Raw genomic sequence first — 23395 nt, 5'->3', positions numbered from 1 at the left:
AGATCCTGTCTGGATTTAATGGATGAGGTAGCGAATCAAACCAGTTTTGGGGATCTCCTATCCGCTTGGAGGGGGCCGAAGGGGAGGGGTCGCCTATTCAAATTCTTTTTTGCAGGTGGAAGTGCGTCCGGCTGCGCAGGCGATGGCAATGTCGTTGGTGACGTTGCCAACCGTACGGAAAAGGTCCGGTATCGCTTCGATCGCGAGGAGTAGGGGTAGCGCGGTGACGGGCACGCCGGCGGCGATGCAGACGGGCGCGATGGTTGCGAAGAAGGAGACCTGCGCCGGAAGGCCGACTGCGCCTAAGCTGACCGGCACGGCGACTAGCGCGATCAGCGCGAGTTGGCCCAGGCCGATGGGCACGGCATGGAGATGGGCGAGATAAAGGGTGACGGCGACGTTGGCGGCGACGCTTGCCGTGCGGAAGAGCGAGACGGCCATTGGCAGGACGATAGCGGTCCTTGCTTCCGGAACGTCAAGGGTGCGCGCGGCTTCGACCATGACCGGAAGGGTCGCAAGCGAGGATTGCGTGCCGAGCGCGACCGCCTGGGCCGACAAGGATGCGCGGGCGAAGCGCAGGGGCGAGACTCGGCCCAAGATTGCGGCCCAAAGATAGGCGACCAGCGTCGCGGCAAGGCAGCAGGCGGCGACGATCGCGACATATTGAGCGAAGGCGCCCAGCACCCCGGCGCCCAGCCGCGCGCCCGCGCTAAAAGCCAGCGCGGCTATGCCGATTGGCGCAACGGCCAGGACCCAGCCAACGATCACCAGCATGGTTTCGACAAGGCCACTCAGCAGTTTCAGTAACGCTTCGGCCAAGGCCTCGCTGATCCGGGCGACCGCAAAGCCGAAGAAGAGCGCGAACACGACCAGCGGCACCATCGCGGTTTCGGCGGCCGCCCTGATGGGATTTGCGGGGATGATCGCGTGATACCATTCACCCGGCGAGGCAGGGGCAGGCGGCGCGCCCGCAGCCTGCGCCATGCCCTGTGCAACGGGCCAGAGCCGCAGCAACCCATCCGCCAATATCGCCGCCATGACGGAGGCGACTGTCAGCATAAGCGCAAAGAGGATGAGAGTGCGCATAGCGATGCTGCCCGCCGAGGCGCTGCGGGAGGCGGAGGCGACGCCAGTGACCAGCAGGCCGAAGACCAGCGGCACTACCGTCATGGTCAAGGCGTCGAGCCACAGGCTGCCGATGGGCAGGAGGACATGACCCAATGCCTTTTGCGGTGCTCCGCTGGTGACCATGCCTGCAATGAGCCCGGCGGCCAGACCGGCGAGCAATTGCAGCGGGCGCGCCTTAACCGCGATCAAGGCAGGCTCGCCCGTCGCTCGATCACTGCGGCGACCACCGCAATGCGCTCGACGTCGGCATAGGCATCGCTCTCCAGTTCCTCCCCGAAGACATCGGGGTCGATCTCTTCGTAATGGAGCAGGCATTGCTGCTGCTGTGCAAGATCGGAGAGCTGCTCGCGCAACTTGTCCCTGCCATCGACAATCGCGCTGCCGGTATAGAGGATGCACCGGCCACCCGCCGCCAATCGAGGGATGGCCTGCCGCGCCATGTCCAACGACAGCTTGCCGCCATGCATGCCGCCGCCGTCGCGATAGGCGCGGCCTGCGGCGTCCGCGATATAGGGCGGGTTTGCGAGCAGCAGGTCGAATTGGCCCCCAATCTCCGCCAGGTCGCCGGTCTCGACAAAATGCGCGTCCACGCCCGCCGCCCGCGCATTGATCCGCGCCAGATGCAGGGCGAAGGGGTTGATGTCGGTCATGACTATGTCGGCCGATGGGCACAGATGCGCGGCGACAATCGCGCCTGCTCCGGCGCCAGTGCCAATGTCCACCAGCCGCGCGCCTGCCTTTTGAGGATGATTGGAAAGCTGCTGGCGTATCAGCCGGGCGAAACGGTAGCTGTCGGGACCGAAGAATACCGCGTCCTGGCCGTCAGTGGGATAGGCGGAATGGAGGATGAGATCATCGCCAAGGGAAGAGACGCGGAGGCGGCTCTTAAGACCATCGCCCTGCTGCTTCACCATTTCGGCGTCCCGCAGGATGCGGAGCAGCAGCGGGTCGATCTGCTGCGGATCGAAGGGAAGCGACCAGCCGAAAATGTCGCGGAGGTCATGGGCTCGGGACTGGGAGGCGCGCGCGAGGACGCGGGCATGGGTAGCAGGCGTGGGCGTGACGAAGTGATAGTCACCTTCTTTCAGGAAGGTGATGAGATCGAGGAGCGCGGCTTCCTTGTCGCTGGTCCCTGCTTTGCCCGATAGGTGGACCATGCGTTCTTCTCCATTTGTTGAAGCTTTGAACGCTGTTGGCGGGCTTTGGTTGTCGGGAGCTGTGCGCTTTTTGGAAGAAGAAGGCTTCGACAAGCTCAGCCCGAACGGGTGGGGTGGCATTCCACTCCGTCATCCTGCACCTGTTTCAGCATGACGGAGTGGGGAAACGGGCCGGGTGGAGGTCATCCTGCCCACCCGTAACGCGATTTTACTCAGCCCAGAACGTCACCGGACCGATCAGGCCGCTTGGGCGCAGCGGCGCGCCGGCTTTGTAGGTGGGGACAGCGGTGTAGGTGATCTTCTGCGCGCCGGGCTGCTGATCGCCGATGAGCCGGTTGACCCAGAGATTGGCGACCTTGACTTCCAGCCGGTTGGTGCCGGATTTGACGTAGCGGCCGATGTCGAGGCGGTAGGGCGCGAACCAGGTCGTTCCTGCAAGCTGGCCATTGACCCGGACTTCGGCAAGGTCGCCGACCTTGCCCAAGTCCAGCCAAAGGGGCTGGCCGCGCTTTGCGCCCTTGGGCAGGGTGAAGCGGCTGCTATAGGTCGTGACGCCGGAGAAATAACGGACGCCCTTATCCTCTGCCTCGTTGAGGGGGGAGAGTTGGGCCATGCCGAGGGAGGCAGGCGCGCCACGGCCGGGCTGGAAGCTGAGCTGCCAGGGTTGGTCCAGCGTTGCCAACTGGCGCGGCGCGGGTGCCGGGAGCGTGGCCGATGACGCGGTGGCAGGCTTGCGGAAGAGGATGAAGAAAGCATCCTCTGCGCCCACATCGAGCGGAATGACGGTTTCCTGGCCCTCGGTCCGATAAGAGACGGGTGCGGCGGTGCCGTCGATGGCGCGCCAGATTTCGGGCTGGCGGCCGGTGATGCGGAAGCGGGCCTCGACCTTCTCGGCACGGTTCTGGCGGTTGTTGACGAAATAAAGGTCGCCGTCGGGCAGTTTGCGGTGGACGAAACGATAGTCGCTGTCGGATGCGCCGCCGGTGACACGGAAGTCGGGCGCGATGCCGATACGGGCGAGCGCGGCGTCCGGGTCCGCACCGGGAATGATGCGCGGCTTGGCCGTGGTCGTGCCTTTCCAGAGGCGGTCGACAAGCGCGGTGAAGGCGGCCGGATCGTCCTTAAACGCGGGGTCGCGCTGCGGCGCTTCGCCGATGATGGGAACGCCTGCGTCAGCCAGCGCGGCGATGCGGCGCAGGGTCGGCAGCGTCATGACGCGGCTCGACCCTCCGAGATAGACCGCGCGGTAACGGGCTCCGCCAGGCGCGACGAGCTGTCCATCCTCTACCTTCAGCACGTTGGACAGGATGTCCGCATTGATGAAGTCATAGGCATAACCCTTCGGCAGGCCAGCGGGCGCGCCGGTGAGGAAGAGGGCGGTGATGGGCGCATCTTCGCCAGGGAACCAGGCGAGGTCGGCATGGTCGCGGCCCTGCTGGAGCAGATAGCCGGTGCGCGCCATATAATCGACCCAGGGCTTGGCCATGTCCGCCCAGCTTTCATGCCGGTTGAAATATTGGCCGAAGATCATCAGCGACAGGCCGGGCAGCTTGTCATCGACCGGCTGATGGACCGAAGTGTGAACGATCGGCCGGTTGACGCCGGACGCAAATTCCAGGTCGATGATGCGCTTCAAGTCGGAAGGCGCGAACGCCCAGGGAGAAAAGACGGACGTCATCGATTCCGCCGAGACGATGTTCTGGCCATAGATATGGGCGACCGACGCCGCGCCCTTCATGTCGCCGAGCAGGGTCGGGCGCGGAGTGCTGTCCCGGTTCCAGGTCCAGAGCGCCGCCATCGGCACATCGGCGTAGCGGCGCATGGTGAGGTCATCGCCCAATACCGGGCGGCCATCCTCCAGCGCTTCGCCATAGACCTTCATGCCGTTTTCGTGCGCGACCTTGGCGATGGTGCCATAATGGGAGTCGGCCAACAGATCGGCGAGGGTGCGGCGGAAATCATAGAGGAACGCCTCGCTGCGGGCGGGCGAACCGACGATCGTGCCGGTGAGTACGGGAAGGTAGGGCAGCGGGTCATAGCCGCGCCGTGCGGTGAACTCCTCGACCATGCGGGGCGTCCAGTTGGATGCGCCGACCTCTATGCTGTCGGTAAGGAGCGCGCGGATGCCCTTTGCGCCGATCCAGTCCGGGCCGACCGCATCGCGATACATGGACAGGTAGGTTTCCATGTAGCGGCGGACGGCGGCGGGATCATATTTATCGACCTCCAGGCCGGTCGCTTCGACGGTGGCGGGATGATTGACCTTGCCGGTGGGCGAATAGCCGAGGCGGAGGACGCGCCAGTCGCTGCCCGAGGGCGCGGTCCAGTCGAGCGTGCCGTCAGGGCGGAGATGGCTGCTGATGTCGATCACCTTGGCTGGATCGACTGCGCCCGCGGTCGAGGATGCCGGGACCGGCAGGCTGCTATAGTCGCGCAGCACGGTGAAGCCTGCCTTGGCTTCGACACGATCGATACGCGGCTCGGCCGACAGGCGCAGTTCGCCGATGGGGAGCGTCGCCTTTCGGGCGCGGGCAAAAATATCCATGGAGATCGCGCCGGGCACGCCTTCGCCGAGGCCCGGCGCGGGTCGTGCGTCATTCGGGCGCAGAACGACGCGGAACCGGCGGGCGGTCGTTGCCGGGAAGGCGATGGTGGTCGCTGCTTCGGACAGGGCGAAGTCGCCCAGCGCGCGCCAGCTGCCGCCCTGTTCCGCCTCCAGCACGGGCCGGTAGGCGGGGTCGCGGAAGGGGGGCTTGGCGTTGGGGATGAAGATGGTGGCGGAGCGGACTGTAACCGGCTTGCCATAATCGAGGGTCAGCGTGCCGGGCTGCTCCGTGGTTCCAGTGGAAACTTTCAAAGCGCTGTCGAGGTCGGCGTCGGTGAGTGCGGCCGCGTCGAGGGCGCTGCCGTCAGGAAGGCGCAGCTGAGGGACGGGCAAAGCGACAGGCTTTACCGGATATACGAGGACGCGCGCGTCGCGATAGAGCGGGGCGAGCGGCTTTGCGCCTTCGACCGCGCCGGGCATGGCTTCGGTAAGATGCGCGTTCTGGAACGGGCCTGCGACACCGGGCGGCACCGGCAGCGGGCCGGTGAAGCGGCGGCCGCCCTTTACATCGGCTTCCGCCCAGACGAGCTTCTTCATCGCGTCCTCGGGCTTGACCCAGGGGCCGCCCGTTTCGCTCCAGCCGGGAGAGGAAGCGATAGCGAATTCAAGACCCTTAGCATCGGCGGTCCGGACGGCGTGGGCGAACGCGTCCTTCCACTCAGGCGTCATGTAGGACAGGCGCTTGGGCACGATCTGGGGGGTGAGGAGGCTGGCGTCGAAATTCTGCACGCCCCCGATGCCCATGCGCGCCATCCAGTCGAGATCCTTGTCGATCCCTTCCTTCGTGACATTGCCGTTCATCCAATGCCACCAGACGCGTGGACGGGCGCTCTGTGGCGGGTTGCGGAAGCCGTCGGCCAGTTCGTCGGCGAGCAGAGGGCTGGCGAAGGCGGTGCAGGCGAGGAGCAGCGCGAGGCGCAGGGTGCGGGTCTTCATTGAGAGGTCCTCGAGGATCAGCGAGAGGCGGTCAGCAGGCCGTGCATGCGCAGCCAGTCGGTGAATTGCGGCAGTAGGCCGGTGGTGGTGGTGCCGGGGCGGCCGATGCCAAAGCCGTGGTCGCCACGCTCATAGGCGTGCAGTTCGACCGGGCGGCGGGCGTTGCGCCAGGCTTCGGCGATGGCGAAGCCCTGCTTCCTGAACAGGCCGTCGTCCATCGCGATGGCCGCGAACATGGGCGGCGCGTCGGTGGGCACGGTGACGGTGGTCATGGGGCCGTAGATATAGCCGATGAAGGCGGGGCGAGCGCTCCCTTGTCCTTCCAGCGCAGCGTTGAGGGCGGTCATGGCGCCGGCGGAGAAGCCGATCATGCCGACGCGGGCGGGATCGACGCGGAATTCCTTGGCGCGGGTGCGGATCAAGGCGAGGGCGGCGAGCGCATCCTGGGTGGCGCGGGGTTCCTTGATGTCCGCGCCGGGCAGGTTGCGGGCGGCCTGGCCCATGCGTTGGCCCAAGGCGCTCATGAACGCCTTGGAATCGCGGGGCGTTTCGTTGAGGCGATATTTGAGCACGAAGGCAGCGATGCCCTGTTCCGTGAGCCAGCGGGCGATGACTTCGCCCTCGCTCGACATGGAAAGCGACATGAAGGCTCCGCCGGGCGCGACGACCACGGCTGCGCCGGTCGCCTTGGCCGGGTCGGGCAGATAGGGGGTGATGGTGGGACGGGTGACGTTGCGGACGGTGTCATTGTCGATGACGATCTGGCCATATTTGCCGCTGACATGCTCCCACTGTTCCTTGTCCGCGTCCTTCGCGGCCGGGTAGAGCGGGATTTCGGCGAGCTTGGGCTTTGCGATCGGGGTGATCTGCATTTGCGCGGCGGCGGGCGTTGCAATGGCAAGGGCCAGCGCGGTCAGGGCCAGATGCTTCATCGAACGGGTCTCCTCTCTTCTGTTCTATTCTTCAGATCGCGTTGGCGCGAGCGATGGCACCATAGACGGCTGCGCTCGGCTTGGGAATGCGGGCGAAGGTCGTGGGATCAACGCTGTGCAGGCCGAACTTGGGACGATAGCCGAAGATCCATTCGAAATTGTCGATCAGCGACCAGTGGCAGTAGCCCATGACGGGCACTCCGGAGGCCATCGTCTTTTGCAGTTCGGCGAGCGCGGCCGGGATGAAGCGGGCGCGGATGCTGTCGTCGGCGGCGCCGACGCCATGTTCTGTGACGAAGATGGGCACGCCGCTCGCCTGATGGGCGTAGCGGACGGCGCCCGCGAGGGACGGGGCATAGACTTCCGCGCCGCTATAGTTGAGCGGCGCGCCCTTGGGCGGAGGGAGCTTGCCCTTGTCGCTCCACATGTTGCGCTCGTAGTTCTGGACGCCGAGGAAATCGTCGGCGCGGGCGGTTTCGAGCCAGTTGCCGTAAAGCTCCCGCCGCTTGGCGTCGCGGAGGCTGTTGCGGCCGATGGCTTGATCATCGAACATGGAGAGGGAGAGGCCAACCGGCAAGTCGCCGCGCACGGCCTTTATCGCTGCCTTGGCGGCCTTGTGCGCGGGGACGAGGTTCGCCTGCATGGCGTCGAGGTCGTCCAGATTGGCGGCGTTGAGCGCCGTGAATTTGGGCGTGCCCATGCGACGGGCGGCTTCGGCGAGCATGGTCTTTTGCGCTTCCAACACCTGCGGGGGGAGGATGACGGCGCGCAGGACGAGGAGGATGTTGGGTTCGTTGAAGGTGATGGCGTGGCTGATGCCGTCCGCCAGATGCCGGGCGGCGCGGTCGCAGAAGCGAGCGAAGAGCTGGATGCTTTCGCCGTTCGTCCAGCCGCCCATGGCGCTGAACCAGCGGGGCGCGGAGAAATGGTTGAAGGTGACGACGGGATTGAGGCCCCGCTCGCGTGCGCCCGCTATCATGCGCTTGTAATGATCGAGCATGGCGACGGAGAAGAGGCCGGGTTCGGGCTCAATGCGTGCCCATTCGATGGAGAAGCGATAGCTGTTGAGGCCCATGCCCCTGGCGAGGTCCATATCCTGCGGCCAAAGCGCGAAGCTGTTGGCGGCGTCGCCCGATGGCACCGAATAGATGGTCGGTTTGATATTTTCGAGCAGCCACTGGTCGCTGGCGATATTATTGCCTTCGATCTGATGCCCGGCTGTGGAAGCGCCCCAGAGGAAGCCCTTGGGGAAGCTGCGGCTGCTCAGCCGGTCGGCGGCCGCGAGCGCGGGGCTGGCCGCAAGCGCCGCGCCAGTGGCGAGCAGGGTCCGGCGGTCGATCATGTCTCTCTCTCCCTTTTTGGGTTAGTTTGTTGTGTCCTGGATGAAGGCGCAGATTTCGTCGGCAAGGCGGCCGTCCGCTGTGCCGAGGTGCATGGGCAGGCTGTAGTGATTATGTCCGCTGACGATCATCGCGCGGGGCATGACGCCGTGGCGGGTGAGCCTGTCCTGGAGCAGGGCGAGGAATTCCTGCTGAAAACGGGCGGGGTCATGCTGGGCGCAGGCGATGAAAAGGGGGAGGTTAGTGGAAGCGATGGCTTCGAGCGGCATGCGCTCGGGGTAAAGAGACGGGTCGCCATAATAGAGCGTGTCTCGCTCATCGAGCGGGGTGTAGCCGTAAAGGCCCGAGAGCAGGATGGCGGCGCGGATGTCGGCGGTGCCGGAGCGCTTGATATAGCCGGCGACATGGACGGCCCCGGCTGAGGTTCCGGCAAGGACGATGCGGGTCGGGTCGCCGCCATGCTGCGCGGCGTTGGCCTTTGTCCAGGCGATGAGGGCGGCGACGTCTTCGGGGCCAGCGGGCCATTGGTGATCAGGCGCCAGGCGGTAGTTGGGAACGATGCCGACAAAGCCCGCCTGCGCGGCCATGCGGCCGACATTGGCGTTGGGCCAGTTCTGATCGTCGCCCTTGTCGCCTTTCAGGAAGCCGCCGCCATGGAAGAATATGAGGATGGGGGCGTTTGAGGCGCCTTGCGGGGCGTATAGGTCGAGGCGATGGCGTTCGTGGGGGCCGTAAGGGAGGTCTGTGGCGGAAGCGCGCACGCGTTCCGCAAATGCGCTCTGTTCCGCACCAAAGAGCGCCTTGACCTGATCGAGAATGGCAGGACCCAGGGTCTGACCCATGGCTGCGATGCTGTCCTTCATCCTCTCCCTTTCCTCACCGCCGGGGCGAGATGGGCGGTCCTGCACGAACCGCCCGCCCACCTGATTTAGAACCGTGCCTCGAACGACACACCGAAGGTGCGTTCAGCTTCGCGCGTCCGCCAGTTCACATAGCCGCCATCCGAGAAGGGCAAGCCGAGGATCGCCGAGTTGAAATCAACGTCGAACAGGTTACGCACGAACCCACCGACGCGCCATGCGCCGTCCGCATCGCCGATGCCCAGGTTGACGTTTACCACCTCATAGGCTGGCTGAATGGTGTTCTTATCGCCGACAGCATTCTGCGTCTTCGACCGGAAGGACAGGTTGCTGGACGCGTCGAAGGTCAGCCGGTCGGTAATCGGATACTCCCAGTTTGCGCCCAGGACGATGCTATATTTGGGGGAGCCCGGCAGGACTTCGCCGCTGGCGTCGAACAACTGGCCCGGCGTGGCCGACGCGTTGCAGACGGTCGCGGCCGTTCCAGCGACGACGAACACGGTCGGACAGGCGGTGATGTAATCGGTGAATTTCGCGTCCGAATAAGTGAAGGACGCGTTGACCGAGAAGGTCTTGGATGGCCGGGCGACCAGTTCCACTTCGAAGCCCTTCACTTCTGCGCCACCGGCATTTTCGGTGAGAAATTCCTGACCATCGAACACCGACGTCTGAAGATCCTTATACTTATCCCAGAAGGCATTGAGGTTCACGGTCAGCGTGCGATCGAGAAACTGCATTTTTGCGCCAGCCGTGATGTCGTCCACCGTCTGCGGCGCCACGGTGCTGCGCGTACCGCTGAGACCGGAGAAAGTGACCGTCGGCCCCAGATAGCCGCGCGCGTAGGTGGCGTAGAAAAGGAGGTCGCGATCGGGCTTATATTCCAGGCCCAAGCGGCCCGAAATGTCGGTCTTCTTGGCACGGCCGGTCTGCGGTGCGCGGACCGCGTAGGGTAGGGTGCCCGAGGGCGTGAAGTTGTTGGCGGGCGTCGGCGGGACGAACGGCTCCAGTTCGGGATCGACATAGGAGTAGTTCAGTGCCGTCACCTTGTCGCGGGTCAGACGCGCGCCGCCGAGCAGGCTTAGCGTGTCGGTGATGTGATATTTGCCGTCGAAGAACAGCGCGGCACTGTCCGACTTGGTGCGCGTTACATTGTAGCCAGCCGTGATTGAAATAGTCGGGAAGGTCGAATAGGGCAGCGCCGGACGCAGGATTGCGCTCTGCCCGCCGCCAAGGCCGGTCTTCTGGCGCGAGAAGAAGAGCCCGGCGATATATTCAAGCGGCTGACCCTGGGGAGACGTTAACCGCAGTTCTTGCGAATAGAAGCGCTTGGTTTCGCCCTTCGACTTGGCGAAGAATTTTTCATAGGGCAGACCGTCGATCGCGTAGGTGAAAGGCGCTTCGTTGAATTCGCGCCAGGCGGAGACGGAGGTCAGTGTGTAGTCGCCCAATTCCAGGTCCAGCTGAAGCGAAGCGCCGTAATTTTCGACGTCGTAGAAGCCCGCGCCATCCTCGATCGACACTTCATTGTGCAGGCCGGGCGTGACGCCCAGCGCGGCGAGATTGACAAAGGGAACACCCGCGATGCCGCCAGGCGCGGTCTGCGCGGCGGACAGCTTGTTGAGCGTCCAGGTTTGCCCCGGCCCCTTCTGCTTCTGGCGGGAATAGTCGCCGATCAGCGTGACAGACAGCCCTTCGGTCGGCTCCACCAGCAGCTTGGCGCGGGTGCCGTAATAATGCTGGCCGCCCCAGGTTTCGTCGCGGACGACATTCTTGATGAAGCCGTCATAGGCGCGGTCGAAGGCATAGATGTTGAGCGCGGCCTTGCTGCCGATGGGCACGTTGACCGCGCCATGAATGTCACGTTCGTCAAACGAGCCATAGGAGCCATAGATATTGCCGCTGAATTCGCCCAGCTCGGGTTTTTTGGTCGTGATGTTGATGACGCCCGACGAGGCGTTCTTCCCGAACTGGGTGCCCTGAGGCCCCTTGAGCACTTCGATGCGTTCGAGATCGCCCAGGCTGTTGACCGGGCTGCCGAAGCCGATGACGACGTTGTCCACGACCAAGCCGACCGGCGCTTCCGATGCGCTGGTAAAGCCGCCCAACGTCCCGACGCCGCGCACGCGGAAGCCCGCGTCATTGGGCGTCGTCCCGAACTGCACGCCCGAGAAGGTATAGGCGATGTTAGTCAGATCCTTGAAACCAGTCGCGGCGAGTTGTTCGCCCCCGAGCGCGGATACGGCGAGGGGCACGTCCTGCAGACGTTCGGCGCGGCGCGTGGCAGTGACGACGATGTCCGCGCTGGAGCCGGAGGCTTGCTCGGCCGCCTGCTCGGGCGCGGTGGCTTCCTGTGCGAAGGCGGGCGTGGCGAGGGCCAGCAGGCTGGCGCCTGTCAAAGCTTTGGTGATCTTACGCATGATGTTTCCTCTCCCCTTTTTAATTACTGTTCGTCGATGATGCGGTTGGTGAGCGTGCCGATGACGCCGATGCTGATTTCGACCTTGTCGCCAGCCTTCATGTAGAGAGGCGGGGTGCGCTTATCGCCGACGCCGCCGGGGGTGCCGGTGGCGATGACGTCGCCGGGCGCGAGGGGCGTGAAGGCCGAGATATATTCGATGACCGTGGGGATATCCCAGATCATGTCGCTGACCGGCTGGTCCTGGACCAGTTCGCCGTTGAGGCGGGTCTGGACGCGCTGGGACGCGAGGTCGCCCGCCTCGTCGGGCGTCACCAGCGTGGGGCCGAAGCCGCCTGTGCCGGGGAAGGTCTTGCCGGGCGTGAATTGGATATTGTGGCGCTGCCAGTCGCGGGCGGAGCCGTCGTTGAAGCAGGCGTAACCGGCGATGTAGGCCATAGCGTCGGCGCGGGCGACCTTGTGCGCGGGCTTGCCGATGATGACGGCCAATTCGCCTTCATAGTCGAAGCGGGTCGTGACGGAGGGCTTCACCATTGGCTGGCCGTCCGCGACGAGGCTGTCGGCATAGCGGACGAAGATTGCCGGATGCTCCTTCTGCTCGCGGCCGGTTTCCTTCACATGTTCGGCATAGTTGAGACCGACGCAAAGGATCTTGGCCGGGTCCGGGATGACGGGCAGCAAGACGATGTCGTTGCGGTTGAAGCTCGCGCCGTCGGTGAGGCCCGCAAGATTGCCTGCGGCGAGCGCAGCCTTGAGGCTGGGCGCGCCGGTCAGTTCGACGATCGCCTCGTCGTCCAGGCGGCCGAAGCTGGGGGTGCCGTCGGGGCGGCGGAAGCTCACATAACGCATTAGGCTTGTTCCTCATTGAGCGGTTGCGGGCCCCAGTCGCGGCGGTGGCGGAATTTTTCCTCGGCCGCGCGGAGCCCTGCGAAATCCTTGTCCGACATGCCCCATTGGTCGATGCGGCCTTCGGGCCAGGTCCAGTCTTCGGGCGCGCCGGGTTGATAGTCCTCCGGGACCTTCTCGACGGCGGTCGAGAATTCGATCACCGGGCCGAAGGGGGCGATGAAATAGGCAAAGACATTGGCGCCCGGACCGTGTCGACCGGGGCCCCAGGCGGGGACCATGCCATGGTCGCGCAGGCGGCCGATGCCGCGCATCACTGCGTCCATGTCCGCCATTTCGAAGGCGATATGGTTGAGGGAGGAGAAACCCGCGCGGGCGAAGGCGGTCGAGTGGTGGGATTCGTTGCAGCGGACGAAGACCATGCCCTTGGTGCGGTCGGAGACGCGGAAGCCCAGCGCCTGCTCGATCAGCGTTCCGGTGGCTTCAGCATCGGTCGCGTTGAAGACGATATGGGTCAGCTTGACGGGTAAGTCCTTGCCCTCGATCGGGGCGACTTCGCTCGTGTCGGTGAGGAAGCGGAGCAATTCGCCTTCGGCCAGTTCGACGATGATGCCACGGCCGCCGCCCGGATCGTCCGAAGTGACCGGGCGCGCGGGGAGATTGGCTCGGGTGACGCTGACCTTCAGTTCCTCCAGCCGCTCGCGCGCGCAGGTGAAGGTGGTGGAGCGGACATAGGCCTCCGCCGACTCTTCGAGCGCGACGAGATAGGGGAAGGGGCCTGAGCCGCGCAGATAATGGGTCTGCCCACGGACTTCAGCGGAGGCCATGCCCCATATGCCGGTCAGGAAGGCAGCGGCCTCTGCGGCGTGGGGCAGCGCCAGTTCGATGCTGCGTAATTTCATGATGCGGCTCCGTGGGTAAGGCCGGCGGCGGTGATCCCGGCGATGGCGCAGGCTTCGTCTATGTCGCCCGTGTCGCCGCTGGTCCCGACGGCGCCGATTAGCCGCCATTCCGAGTCACGGATGATGACGCCGCCGGGTGACAGAGCGAGCTGGCCGCCGGTGACGGCCACCACGCTCTGGAAGAAGGCGGGGTTGGCGACGGCGCGGGTCGCGATGACCCGTGTATCCGCTCCCAACCCCAATGCGCCCGAGGCCTTTGCCCTGGCTATGTCGAAGCGGAAGAGACTGGCGCCGTCCTCGCGCGCGAAGGCGACGGGGTGCGCGCCTGCGTCGAGGATGACGATCGCGAGCGGCTGCGCATCCTGCGCGCGGGCGTGGGTGAGCGCGGCGTCGAGGATGGAGCGTGCCTGGGCGAGTGTGATGGTCATGGCCGGAGCTTTCCTTCGAGCTGGGCGAGGAGGTCGGCGGGTGCGCCGGTGCCAAAGACATAATGGTCCGGGCGGACGAGGACGGCTTGCGCGTCATGGGCGGTGAGCCAATCCTCGATCGCGCCTTCGGTTATGAGGACGACGGTGATCTCGGTGGGGGCGTCGATGGGCGCGCGGGAGAAGAGACGCCAGCCGCTGCCGGTGATGTCGTCGAGTAACTGGCCATTGACGCAGGGCTGGATGAAGCGTTCACCTGCACCGGGCATGCCAGTGGCAACGATGCCCTGCGCGATGGGCGGGATGAGGTCGGCGGCGGTGCCTTGACTAACGCTCTTGGCGGCCTCGCGCATCTGCGTGTCGCGGGCGGCGGCCTGTGCGGGGTCGAGCATGCAGATGTAGCGGCCAGCGGCGACGGCGGCGGAGATGACCGCGCGGACATGGGGGTCACGCTCTGTCTGGTAGCTGTCGAGGAGGGTGGCGGGGGCGCGATCGGCCAGCGCCAGTTCGAGTTTCCAGGCGAGGTTCGCGATGTCGCGCAGGCCGTGGCACATGCCCTGACCGAAGAAGGGCGGCGTCTGATGCGCAGCGTCTCCGGCAAGGAAGACGCGGCCCTGCCGCCATTGTTCGGCGATGAGGCCGTGGAAGCGGTAGGTGGCGGCGCGTACGATCTTGTGCGGGACGTCGGTCAGATAGGGAGCGACGAGCGCGGCGACATTGTCCGGCTGCATCAGGACGCTGTCATCCTCACCGGGGAGGAGCATGAATTCCCAGCGGCGGTGATTACCACGGCCCGGCACGATGGTCGCGGGACGCTTTGGGTCGCAGATCATGACCGAGAGCTTCTGCAGATCGGCAGCTTTCGGCACGCCCCAGAGATCGGGGAAACGGACCGGGCCATCGACTTCGGCATCGACGACGAGCCAGGGTTCCTCAAAATCGAGATCGTCAAGCGCGATGCCGAGCGCCTTGCGAACAGCGCTGCGGGAACCGTCGCAGGCGATGACATAGCGGGCGCGTTCGGTGCGGTTGCCCGAGAGGCGGAGGGTGACGGCTTCGTCGTCCTGTTCCAGCCCTTCGAACGCGGTGCCGAGCTGCACGGCGACATTGGGATAGGCGGCGAGCGCGTTGCGGAGATGCTGTTCCAGTTCGGGCTGGTAGAAGAAATAGTCGTTGGACCAGCTGAACGGGCGGGGGCGGCCGACCGTGCCCATATAGCGGATGACGCCATGGTCCGCGCCGACATGAAGATGACCTTCGGTATCGCGCATGTCGGGGGCGACGCGATCGATGACGCCCGCCGATTGGAACAGGCGCATCATCTCATGATCGAGATGGACGGCACGGGGGAGGGGATAGGGCTGCGCCTCCTGCTCGACGACGAGCACTGACAGGCCCGCCTTGCCGAGGAGATTGGCGGCAAAAGCCCCTACCGGACCGCAACCGATGATCGCTACGTCGAACATTCTGGGATCGGCTCTTTCAGGCGGAAACCGGCTGGGCGGCGGGGGCTTTGTGAAGGCGGCCGCCCTGCATGATCACCGTGAGGCGCGCGGGATCCTGGAGGATGGCAATGTCCTGCGTGGGATCGCCGTCGACCAAGAGGAGGTCGGCAAGATAATTTTCGCGGATGAGGCCGACCTGCTGGCCCATCAACTGGCCGCCGAGCATGGTTGCAGCGCTCAGCGCCTCCGCCGGGGTGAAGCCGTAATAGTCCACGAAGTGCTGGAGATCGCGGGCGTTGCGGCCATGGGGATTGAAGGGGAAGCCATAGTCGCCGCCGATAAGGATGCGCACGCCCCGGCGCTTGAGTTCTGGAACGAGGTTCGCCTCCAGCTGCAGGCGCTGGGTGGCGCTGGCCTTCATCGCTCTCATGTCGATATGCGGCGGCGGCGTGGCTTCGAGCGCGGCGACCGACACGCCGGGGCCGGGAGCATAGAAGAAATCAGCCTTGTGCGCGGCCATCAGGTCGATGGCGGCTTCGTCGGCGAAGGAGCAATGATAGAGGATGCGAGCGCCAGCCCTGATCGCCATCTCGATGGCGCGGGTGGAGTAGGTATGGGCGGCGATCCACAGGCCGTTCGCCTTTGCCGCTTCGCCTGCGGCCTCGATTTCCTCGTCGCTGTAGAGAATGTCCTGGGCTGATCCGGGCTTCAGCGCATCCTCGCCCGAGATGACGAGCTTCACCGACTTGACGCGGGTGTCGCGGCAATGGTCCATGAACGCGCGCATCGCGTCCGGGCCGCGGCCGTTGAAGACATCACCGGTCTCCACGCCCTGTTCGCCTTCGGGGCTGCGTTCGAGGGTGGAGGGGATAAGGCGCGGGCCTGCGGTTTCCCCCGCCTCAATGGCGCAGGCGAGGGCAGCCTCTATATTTTCGCCAAGGGCTCCGGCGGAATAGGCGCTGGTGAAACCATGGTCGAGCAGGACGCGGGCGTTGCGCCAGGCGGCGGTCTTCAGTTCCTCGGGCGGCAGGATGAACTGGTGGTAGATATGCTCGACGGAGCTGCCCCAGGTGAGATGGCAATGGGCGTCAACCATGCCCGGCATGAGGGTGTTGCCTCGCCCATCGATGCGGGTGTCGCTCGTGATCGTCGTGAGGTCTGCGCCTTCGGGAAGAATGGCGGCGATCTGGTCGCCGTCGATCAGCACAGAGCCCGGCGCGCTGGCAGCGCCGCTACCATCGAAAATGCGCACATCATGGATGAGCTGCCGCATGCCTTCCTCTCCCGGTCCTTGTCTTGCCGGGCAGGGAATGCGCCATTATTTCACAAAAGAAAAATAATCATTTTTTCTATTACCATAGTCACCGGCTATGGATGAGTTGGTCAAGCAGGTGTTGAGCCAGAGCGGATAGCCGGGCGCCCTTCAGCTTGCGGATGCCGATGCTGCGGGGAAATATGGCTTCCTGAATCGCGATGGCGCGCAGGACGCCGATGGATAATTCGGCGGCTGCGACCTGCATCGGGAGGATAGTCACGCGGCTGCTGGCCCGCACGATCGCCTTGGTGGTGAGAAGAGAGTCACAGCGGATGCTGTCACGCGGCACGGCAGCGCTCGCGCCCAGGAACAGCGCGTCGATCTGGCGGCGGAATGCGCCGCGTGCTTCGGGGAGGACCCAGCGGAGGTCCGCTACATCCTTGAGCGAGACTTCGCTTGGCAGATGTTCGTTGGCGCGGCCGACTATGAGGGCGAAGGGGTCCTGCGAAAAAGTGATTTCGTCTAGGTCGTCGGGCGGCGTGTCTATGCCGGTGGTGACGAAGGCCAATTCTATGTCGCCCTGACGCAGCAGGGTTGCGAGGTCGGGATCGGGCCGTTCGATGACGTGGAGCGCGAAGCTGCCGATGTCATCTTCCAGGAAGCGGACCGCGCCGGGGAGAAGGCTGACCAGCGCGCCGGGTGTGCCTCCGATGCGCAAAGGGCCGGCGATGCCCTGACGGGACAGTTGCAGCTCTTCCTCGGCGTCTTTCAACAGCCCCTCCATCGCCTGAGCGCGGCGGAGCAGCATGCGTCCTTCGGCGGTGAGCAGGATGCCCGCGCGTGAGCGTTCGAGCAGGGTTGCGCCGATCGATTGTTCGAGCTGCGCAATGGCGATGGAAACGGAGGGCTGAGAAATGTTGAGTAGCCGCGCGCCGCCGCTGATCGAATTAGCGCGGCAGACGGCAAGGAAGGTGCGGAGGGCTCTGGGGTCGATCATTTATCGCGGCTGTTATGCCTGCCCCCTTCGTCATGCTGAAATTGGTTCGGCATCTTTGCTTTGATTGAGCTTCGATGTGTGGGGCGAAATGGATCGTGAAACAAGTTCAGGATGAGGTGCTTGTGGGATGGACGCAAATTCCCTCTCTCCTGAGGGAGAGGGTGGCGAGCGTAATGGTGCCGCGAGAGGGGGAGTGAGTGACCTGCTGTCGCTCCTCTCTCCCCTGCCTCTCATCGACCCCTTAAGGGGAGAGAAGGATGTTATTTCCCCTCCAGCATCTCGATCATCAAGGAGAAGTCGCGGCCCGACTCCCCCTGGTTGGCAAGCAGTTGGTAGAGGGCTTCAGCGGTGCTGCCCATCGGCACTGAGGCGCCCACCGAAGCGGCGGCTTCAGTGGCGAGCTTCAGGTCCTTGAGCATCAGGCCCACCGCGAAGCCGCCCTGATAGCCATTGTCGGACGGGCTTTGCGGGCCGACGCCGGGGACCGGGCAATAGCTGGTCATCGACCAGCTCTGGCCCGAGGACACGCTGGAGATGTCGTAAAAGGTTTGTGGGTCGAGGCCGAGCTTTTTGGCCATGGCGAAGCTTTCGCAGGTGGCGACCATCGTCGCGCCGAGCAACATGTTGTTGCAGATCTTGGCTGCCTGCCCATTGCCTGCGCCGCCTGCGTGGATCACAGCCTTGCCCATGGCGGACAGGATGGGCTTTGCCCTGCCGTAGGCGGCCTCGCTGCCGCCCACCATGAAGGTCAGCGTGCCGCCGGCGGCAGCGGCGATGCCGCCCGAGACGGGGGCATCGACCATTTCGAACCCCTTAGCCTGAGCTGCTTCCTCGACGCGGCGCGCGGTGGCGACGTCGATGGTGGAGCAGTCAACGAAAAGAGCGCCGGGCTTTGCCGCGCCAAAGACCTCGCTGGAATAGACGGCTTCGACATGCTTGCCCGCGGGGAGCATGGAGACCACAGCGTCTGCCTGCTCAACGGCATTGGCGGCGCTGGCGCAATGGACGGCGCCTGCCGCTTCCGCCTTCGCTAATGCGTCCTCTGACAGGTCGAAGGCGCGGACGGCAAAGCCGTTCTTCAGCAGGTTGGCGGCCATGCCGCCGCCCATATTGCCGAGGCCGATGAAGGCGATGGTCTGGCTCATGTCAGGCTCTCCTTTGTTCTTCTCAGCCGCGCAATTGGGGAAGCGGCGTCCATTCCTTTTCCGGCGGCAGCGGGGCGAACAGGCTGTCGATTAGCTCGTCCGTCACCTCTTCGGGCGTGGCCGGGTTCCATCGCGGCGCATTATCCTTGTCAAAGATCACCGCGCGCACGCCTTCGATGAAGTCGGGACGGCGGATGACATGGCAGCCGATGCGATATTCGTTGCGCATATTGTCGGCAAAGTCGGTGAAAGCCGCACCCTCCGCCATTTGCCGCAGTGCGACCTTTATCGTTTGAGGCGATTTGGTGGCGAGGGTTGCGAGTTGCGCTCGCGCCCATTCCGATCCGTCTGCCTGAAGCGCGGCGAGAATATCCTGATAACGGTCCGAAGCGAAGAGGCGATCGATATCTTCGCGCCGCGCTTCCCATTGGGAAGGTGGCGGCGTGTCGCTCATTTCGTCGAGGATTTCGCCAAGGCCGTCCGGGTCGGCGATGATCCGCGCCTTGACGGCGTCGAGCTTGTCCGACGCCATATAATGGGTGGCGATGCCTATCGCGAGGCAGTCCGCGCCCTTGATCCGCGCGCCTGTGGTCGCGAGCCATGCGCCCGCGCGGCCGGGCATGCGGGGGAGGAACCAGCCGCCGCCCACGTCCGGGAACAGGCCGATGCCGGTTTCGGGCATGGCGTAAGTCGTTCGTTCGGTCGCGATGCGGAAACGGGCGGGATCGGAGATGCCGACGCCGCCGCCCATAACGATGCCGTCGATGAAGGCGATGACCGGCTTTTCATAGACGAACAGCAGATGATTGAGGCGATATTCCGTATGGAAAAATTGCTCGGCCTGTGCGCAGTCGCCCTTCGCGCTGCCCGCGAGCATGGCGATGTCGCCGCCTGCGCAGAAGCCGCGCGACAATTTGGGATCGCCATCCGGCGAGGGTGCGTGGTCGAGCATCACCGCGACGACGCTGTCGTCCTGACGCCAGGCCAGCAGCGTATCGATCATCGCGGCGCACATCTCGGTTGTGAGCGCGTGAATTGCCTTTGGCCGATTCAACCGGATGCGGCCGACGCCATTGTCGATCGAAATCAGAAGCTGGTCCGTCATCATCTCTCCCCTATTGCCGCAGCATGTCGCGGGCAACGATCATGCGCATGACCTGATTGGTGCCTTCCAGAATGGAATGGACGCGCAGGTCGCGCCAGAGGCGTTCGATCGGATAATCCATCAGGTAGCCATAGCCGCCGTGCAACTGCAGCGCACGGTCGGCGACAGAAGAGCCGGTGTCCGTAGCGATGCGCTTGGCCATGGCGGCGAAGCGGGTCTTGTCCGGCGCGTTTTCCGTGACCTTGACGGCGGCCATGTAGAGCAGCGCGCGGGCGGCCTGAAGCTCCGTTTCCATGTCGGCCAAGGTGAATTGCGTGTTCTGGAAATCGGCGATGCTCTGGCCGAACTGCTGCCGGTCCTTGGTATAGGCGACCGCTTCGTCGATGCAGCGCTGCGCGCCGCCGAGCGAACAGGCGCCGATATTGAGACGGCCGCCGTCGAGGCCCATCATCGCGATGCGGAAACCTTCGCCTTCTGCCCCGACGAGATTTTCCACCGGCACGCGTACGCCGTCGAAATTGACCTGGGCGGTCGGTTGGGAATGCCAACCGAGCTTGCGTTCCTGCGCGCCGAAGCTGACGCCGGACATGTCCTTTTCGATGACGAGGCAGCTGATGCCCTTCGGCCCATCCTCGCCGGTGCGGACCATGACGACATAGACTTCATTCTCGCCGCCCCCTGAGATGAACTGCTTGGAGCCGGTGACGACATAATGATCGCCATCCTTCACCGCCCTGGTCTTGAGCGCGGCGGCGTCTGACCCTGCGCCCGCTTCGGTAAGGCAATAGCTGCCCATCCGGTCCATCGTCACCATGGAGGGCAGATATTTGTCCTTGACCCCCTGGCCGCCAAAGCGGTCGATCATCCAGGCGGCCATATTGTGGATGGAGATGAAGGCGCTGGTGGAGGGGCAGCCATAGGCCATCGCCTCCATGATCAGCGCCGACTCCAGCCGCCCGAGGCCGATGCCGCCGGACGATTCGGAAACATAGATGGCGCCAAAGCCCAGTTCCGCCGCGGCGCGGATCGTGTCGCGCGGGAAAATATGCTTTTCGTCCCATTCCGCGGCATGGGGGGTGATCGCCTCGGCGGTGAAACGCCGCGCCAGATCCTGAATTTCGCGCTGGTCGTCGGTAAGATCGAACTGGGTCATCGTCTCTCAGCCCTGTTGTGGGGGCGCTTTACGCCACGGCCTGCCTTATTGGACCGCTGGAACCTGTGCGGCCAACCGGCATGTGCGGGGAGCGTGGACGCTCCCCGCACAAATATCACCCCATTGTCGGAATGATGAAGGCACTATCGTCAGACGCACCGCCATCGGGCCAGCGCTGCGTCACGGTCTTTACCTTCGTCCAGAATTTGACGCCTTCCATGCCGTGCTGGTTGGTGTCGCCAAAGGCCGAACGCTTCCAGCCGCCGAAGGTGTGATAGGCGACCGGCACCGGGATCGGGACGTTGATGCCGACCATGCCGACATTCACGCGGGCGGCGAATTCGCGCGCGGCGTGGCCGTTGCGCGTGAAGATCGCAACGCCATTGCCATATTGATGCTGGCTGGGGAGGGCGAGCGCCTCTTCGAAATTCTCTGCACGGACCATCTGCAGGACCGGACCGAAAATCTCTTCCTTGTAGGTGCGCATGGTGGGCTTCACATGGTCGAACAGCGTAGGGCCGACGAAGAAGCCTTCCTCATGCCCCTGCAGCTTGAAGCCGCGCCCATCGACCACCAGCTCCGCGCCTTCATCGACGCCCATCTGGATATAGCTTTCGATCTTCGCCTTATGTGCGGCGGTGACGACCGGGCCATAATGGGCGTCGGGGTCGGTGGAGACGCCTACGCGCAGTGCTTCGATCGCCGGGATCAGCTTTTCGCGCAGGGCAAGGGCGGTCCTATCCCCGATCGGCACGACGACGGGCAGGGCCATGCAGCGTTCGCCGGCCGAGCCAAAGGCAGCGCCTGCAAGATCATTGACGACCTGGTCGAGATCAGCGTCCGGCATGACGATGCCGTGATTTTTGGCGCCACCCATGGCCTGCACGCGCTTGCCCGCGTCCACGCCCCGCTTATAGACATAATGGGCGATGTCGGAGGAACCGACGAAGCTGACCGCCGCGATATCCGGATGGTCGAGGATGGCATCGACCATTTCCTTGTCACCCTGTATGACCTGCATAATGCCTTCGGGCAGACCGGCTTCCAGGAACAGCTCGGCAATGCGGACCGGAACGGACGGGTCACGTTCAGAGGGCTTCAGGATGAAGGCATTGCCGGTGGCGATGGCGACCCCCGACATCCACAGTGGGATCATCGCAGGGAAGTTGAAGGGGGTGATGCCCACGCCGATACCCAAGGGCTGGCGCATCGAATAGACATCGATCCCGGGACCGGCGCCCTGGGTGTACTCACCCTTTAGCACATGCGGGATGCCGCAGCAGAATTCGATGACTTCCAGGCCGCGTTGGATGTCACCCTTGGCATCGGCGACCACCTTGCCATGTTCCGAGCTGAGCAGATGCGCCAGCTCGTCGATATTCTGCTCGACCAGGGCCTTGAAGTTGAACATGACGCGCGCGCGCCGCTGCGGGTTGACCGCAGCCCAGGCGGGCTGTGCTTTCTTCGCGGCCTCCACCGCGCGGTCCAGCAGCGCGGCATCGCCCAGGGCGACGCGGGCCTGAACGGCGCCATTATTGGGATCGAAGACGTCGCTATAGCGATTGGCCGTGCCGTCATGGGCAAAGGCCAGCTTGTGAGTGATTTCGCGCATGGGGCACCTCTCGCTTGGTTGCACGGTTGCATGGCTGATCGTGATTATGCATTCAATAGCTCATTTTTGCATGTATGATCTGCATTTTTGCAGAGGAAGCCGATGTTCGACTGGGATGATCTGCGCCTGTTCCTGACTGTCGCGCGCATGAAGCGGATGGCGCCCGCAGCGCGTGCGCTCGGGATGGATGCGACAACCATTTCCCGGCGTCTTTCCCGGCTCGCTCAAACCCTCGACGCGGAATTGTTCGAGCAGGCCGGGCCGGACCGCGTTCTTACTCATCGAGGCATAGCATTGTTCCGGCATGCTGAAAGCATCGAAGGCGCCGCTCTTGCCGCCGTTGCGGAGGTCAAGGGTGAACGGCAAAGCCTGAACGGCCATGTACGAATTTCGGTAGCGGAAGGATTTGGGACATGGATACTTGCGCCCGGCCTGCCGTCCTTCCATGCGCAGCATCCAGGCATTCACTTGGATGTCGTGACGGCTTCGGGCTTTCTCAATCCATCGAAGCGGGAAGCAGACATGGCCGTCATGCTCGCCCGGCCGCAGCGCGGAAATCTCTCCGTGCAACGGCTCGCCGACTATCGGCTGCATCTCTATGCCTCGCCGGAATATCTGGGGCGCAAGGGTGCTCTGGCAGATCGTCGGGATCTTCAGGATCATGTGCTGGTCGGTTATGTGCCGGAATTCATTTTCGCACCGGAACTCGACTATTTGGACGAAGTTCAGGCAGGTGCGGAGGCCATATTGCGATCTAGCAGCATCGGAATTCAGCGCCGTCTGGTCCTTGATGGCGCTGGCATAGGCGTGCTCCCGGATTTCATGGCTGCAAATCATCCGGGCTTGGTCAGGTTGCTGGGCGATGATGTCGAAATCACGCGCAGCTTCTGGCTGGTGAGCCATCGTGATATGACCAAGCTCGCACGCATCCAGGCGGTATCCGGTCTCATACATAAGCAGGCAGCAACCGTCCTAGCGGTGTCGTGACGGTGCGCCTTGGTCTTCCGACGTGCCGAAATCCTTGCGCAAAAATCCGCCTCCAGTGAGAAGGCGTCCAGCCCCTCCCGCAGCAGGCGCGGACTGGTGTAGAAACTCTGCGTCACGGTGCGCGCAGCGCCGTTTACGTCACCGATCGT

18 protein-coding genes are annotated in these 23395 nt (G+C 64.3%); 1 reads left to right on the top strand and 17 read right to left on the bottom strand.

All coding sequences use genetic code 11. The features are described from left to right. Window positions 1-93: 93 nt before the first annotated feature. The 17 genes from EP837_RS15085 to EP837_RS15005 all read right to left on the bottom strand — a co-directional run bounded on the left by EP837_RS15085 (window position 94) and on the right by EP837_RS15005 (window position 22259). Entirely contained in the window at window positions 94-1317 is a 1224-nt protein-coding gene (locus tag EP837_RS15085; RefSeq protein ID WP_197486423.1) for a dicarboxylate/amino acid:cation symporter, read from the bottom strand. After that, a complete protein-coding gene (locus tag EP837_RS15080; protein WP_066530380.1) occupies window positions 1314-2285 on the bottom strand; it encodes a methyltransferase in 972 nt (323 codons plus the stop codon). Before EP837_RS15080 ends, EP837_RS15085 begins: the two co-directional genes overlap by 4 nt. A gap of 208 nt (window positions 2286-2493) precedes the next feature. Then, window positions 2494-5826 (bottom strand): glycosyl hydrolase, encoded by a 3333-nt coding sequence (locus tag EP837_RS15075; protein WP_066530378.1) that lies wholly within the window; start codon window positions 5824-5826, stop codon window positions 2494-2496. Between the two features lie 17 nt (window positions 5827-5843). Continuing rightward, complete coding sequence (locus EP837_RS15070; RefSeq protein WP_066530376.1) at window positions 5844-6758, bottom strand: alpha/beta hydrolase; 915 nt, start codon at window positions 6756-6758, stop codon at window positions 5844-5846. Window positions 6759-6789: 31 nt separating this feature from the next. Further along, complete coding sequence (locus EP837_RS15065) at window positions 6790-8100, bottom strand: family 1 glycosylhydrolase (protein ID WP_066530374.1); 1311 nt, start codon at window positions 8098-8100, stop codon at window positions 6790-6792. Window positions 8101-8121: 21 nt separating this feature from the next. Continuing rightward, window positions 8122-8961: an alpha/beta hydrolase gene (locus tag EP837_RS15060; protein WP_066530372.1), complete on the bottom strand. Its 840-nt coding sequence runs from the start codon at window positions 8959-8961 to the stop codon at window positions 8122-8124. A gap of 65 nt (window positions 8962-9026) precedes the next feature. Beyond that, the gene (locus EP837_RS15055; protein ID WP_066530368.1) at window positions 9027-11375 is read right to left on the bottom strand and encodes a TonB-dependent receptor; all 2349 of its coding nucleotides are present in this window, start codon (window positions 11373-11375) and stop codon (window positions 9027-9029) included. 23 nt (window positions 11376-11398) lie between these two features. Then, the gene (locus tag EP837_RS15050; protein ID WP_066530365.1) at window positions 11399-12223 is read right to left on the bottom strand and encodes a fumarylacetoacetate hydrolase family protein; all 825 of its coding nucleotides are present in this window, start codon (window positions 12221-12223) and stop codon (window positions 11399-11401) included. After that, window positions 12223-13122, bottom strand: a complete 900-nt coding sequence (locus EP837_RS15045) for a VOC family protein (protein ID WP_066530363.1) — start codon at window positions 13120-13122, stop codon at window positions 12223-12225. The genes EP837_RS15050 and EP837_RS15045 overlap by 1 nt, the downstream gene beginning before the upstream one ends. Further along, on the bottom strand, window positions 13119-13550 hold the full coding sequence (locus EP837_RS15040; RefSeq protein WP_066530361.1) for a GlcG/HbpS family heme-binding protein: 432 nt from the start codon (window positions 13548-13550) through the stop codon (window positions 13119-13121). Before EP837_RS15040 ends, EP837_RS15045 begins: the two co-directional genes overlap by 4 nt. Beyond that, on the bottom strand, window positions 13547-15013 hold the full coding sequence (locus EP837_RS15035) for a bifunctional 3-(3-hydroxy-phenyl)propionate/3-hydroxycinnamic acid hydroxylase (RefSeq protein WP_066530358.1): 1467 nt from the start codon (window positions 15011-15013) through the stop codon (window positions 13547-13549). Before EP837_RS15035 ends, EP837_RS15040 begins: the two co-directional genes overlap by 4 nt. 16 nt (window positions 15014-15029) lie before the next feature. Next, window positions 15030-16265 carry an amidohydrolase family protein gene (locus EP837_RS15030; RefSeq protein WP_066530356.1) on the bottom strand — a complete coding sequence of 412 codons (1236 nt, stop codon included), beginning with the start codon at window positions 16263-16265 and terminating at the stop codon, window positions 15030-15032. A gap of 88 nt (window positions 16266-16353) precedes the next feature. Next, a complete protein-coding gene (locus tag EP837_RS15025) occupies window positions 16354-17244 on the bottom strand; it encodes a LysR family transcriptional regulator (protein ID WP_066530352.1) in 891 nt (296 codons plus the stop codon). A 260-nt stretch (window positions 17245-17504) separates the two neighbouring features. After that, window positions 17505-18389 carry a 3-hydroxyisobutyrate dehydrogenase gene (gene mmsB / locus EP837_RS15020; protein ID WP_066530350.1) on the bottom strand — a complete coding sequence of 295 codons (885 nt, stop codon included), beginning with the start codon at window positions 18387-18389 and terminating at the stop codon, window positions 17505-17507. Window positions 18390-18411: 22 nt separating this feature from the next. Beyond that, complete coding sequence (locus EP837_RS15015) at window positions 18412-19494, bottom strand: enoyl-CoA hydratase/isomerase family protein (protein ID WP_066531646.1); 1083 nt, start codon at window positions 19492-19494, stop codon at window positions 18412-18414. Between the two features lie 10 nt (window positions 19495-19504). Further along, window positions 19505-20647, bottom strand: coding sequence for an acyl-CoA dehydrogenase family protein (locus EP837_RS15010; RefSeq protein ID WP_066530348.1), 1143 nt, complete (start codon window positions 20645-20647; stop codon window positions 19505-19507). A gap of 115 nt (window positions 20648-20762) precedes the next feature. Beyond that, window positions 20763-22259 carry a CoA-acylating methylmalonate-semialdehyde dehydrogenase gene (locus EP837_RS15005; protein WP_066530343.1) on the bottom strand — a complete coding sequence of 499 codons (1497 nt, stop codon included), beginning with the start codon at window positions 22257-22259 and terminating at the stop codon, window positions 20763-20765. A 102-nt stretch (window positions 22260-22361) separates the two neighbouring features. Here EP837_RS15005 and EP837_RS15000 point away from each other — a divergent pair, with 102 nt between their 5' ends. Continuing rightward, entirely contained in the window at window positions 22362-23246 is an 885-nt protein-coding gene (locus EP837_RS15000) for a LysR family transcriptional regulator (RefSeq protein WP_066530342.1), read from the top strand. Window positions 23247-23395 lie beyond the last annotated feature (149 nt).

The organism is Sphingobium sp. EP60837, assembly GCF_001658005.1.
GTDB classification, from domain to species: Bacteria; Pseudomonadota; Alphaproteobacteria; order Sphingomonadales; family Sphingomonadaceae; genus Sphingobium; species Sphingobium tyrosinilyticum.
Note: the sequence above shows the minus strand (reverse complement) of the source record. Positions and strands in the feature narration are given on the sequence as shown.

What these genes read in the sequence shown, in the direction of transcription:
- EP837_RS15080 (WP_066530380.1), bottom strand. Translation starts at nt 2,285, where the DNA reads ATGGTCCACCTATCGGGCAAAGCAGGGACCAGCGACAAGGAAGCCGCG.
- EP837_RS15075 (WP_066530378.1), bottom strand. Translation starts at nt 5,826, where the DNA reads ATGAAGACCCGCACCCTGCGCCTCGCGCTGCTCCTCGCCTGCACCGCC.
- EP837_RS15070 (WP_066530376.1), bottom strand. Translation starts at nt 6,758, where the DNA reads ATGAAGCATCTGGCCCTGACCGCGCTGGCCCTTGCCATTGCAACGCCC.
- EP837_RS15065 (WP_066530374.1), bottom strand. Translation starts at nt 8,100, where the DNA reads ATGATCGACCGCCGGACCCTGCTCGCCACTGGCGCGGCGCTTGCGGCC.
- EP837_RS15060 (WP_066530372.1), bottom strand. Translation starts at nt 8,961, where the DNA reads ATGAAGGACAGCATCGCAGCCATGGGTCAGACCCTGGGTCCTGCCATT.
- EP837_RS15055 (WP_066530368.1), bottom strand. Translation starts at nt 11,375, where the DNA reads ATGCGTAAGATCACCAAAGCTTTGACAGGCGCCAGCCTGCTGGCCCTC.
- EP837_RS15050 (WP_066530365.1), bottom strand. Translation starts at nt 12,223, where the DNA reads ATGCGTTATGTGAGCTTCCGCCGCCCCGACGGCACCCCCAGCTTCGGC.
- EP837_RS15045 (WP_066530363.1), bottom strand. Translation starts at nt 13,122, where the DNA reads ATGAAATTACGCAGCATCGAACTGGCGCTGCCCCACGCCGCAGAGGCC.
- EP837_RS15040 (WP_066530361.1), bottom strand. Translation starts at nt 13,550, where the DNA reads ATGACCATCACACTCGCCCAGGCACGCTCCATCCTCGACGCCGCGCTC.
- EP837_RS15035 (WP_066530358.1), bottom strand. Translation starts at nt 15,013, where the DNA reads ATGTTCGACGTAGCGATCATCGGTTGCGGTCCGGTAGGGGCTTTTGCC.
- EP837_RS15030 (WP_066530356.1), bottom strand. Translation starts at nt 16,265, where the DNA reads ATGCGGCAGCTCATCCATGATGTGCGCATTTTCGATGGTAGCGGCGCT.
- EP837_RS15025 (WP_066530352.1), bottom strand. Translation starts at nt 17,244, where the DNA reads ATGATCGACCCCAGAGCCCTCCGCACCTTCCTTGCCGTCTGCCGCGCT.
- mmsB (WP_066530350.1), bottom strand. Translation starts at nt 18,389, where the DNA reads ATGAGCCAGACCATCGCCTTCATCGGCCTCGGCAATATGGGCGGCGGC.
- EP837_RS15015 (WP_066531646.1), bottom strand. Translation starts at nt 19,494, where the DNA reads ATGACGGACCAGCTTCTGATTTCGATCGACAATGGCGTCGGCCGCATC.
- EP837_RS15010 (WP_066530348.1), bottom strand. Translation starts at nt 20,647, where the DNA reads ATGACCCAGTTCGATCTTACCGACGACCAGCGCGAAATTCAGGATCTG.
- EP837_RS15005 (WP_066530343.1), bottom strand. Translation starts at nt 22,259, where the DNA reads ATGCGCGAAATCACTCACAAGCTGGCCTTTGCCCATGACGGCACGGCC.
- EP837_RS15000 (WP_066530342.1), top strand. Translation starts at nt 22,362, where the DNA reads ATGTTCGACTGGGATGATCTGCGCCTGTTCCTGACTGTCGCGCGCATG.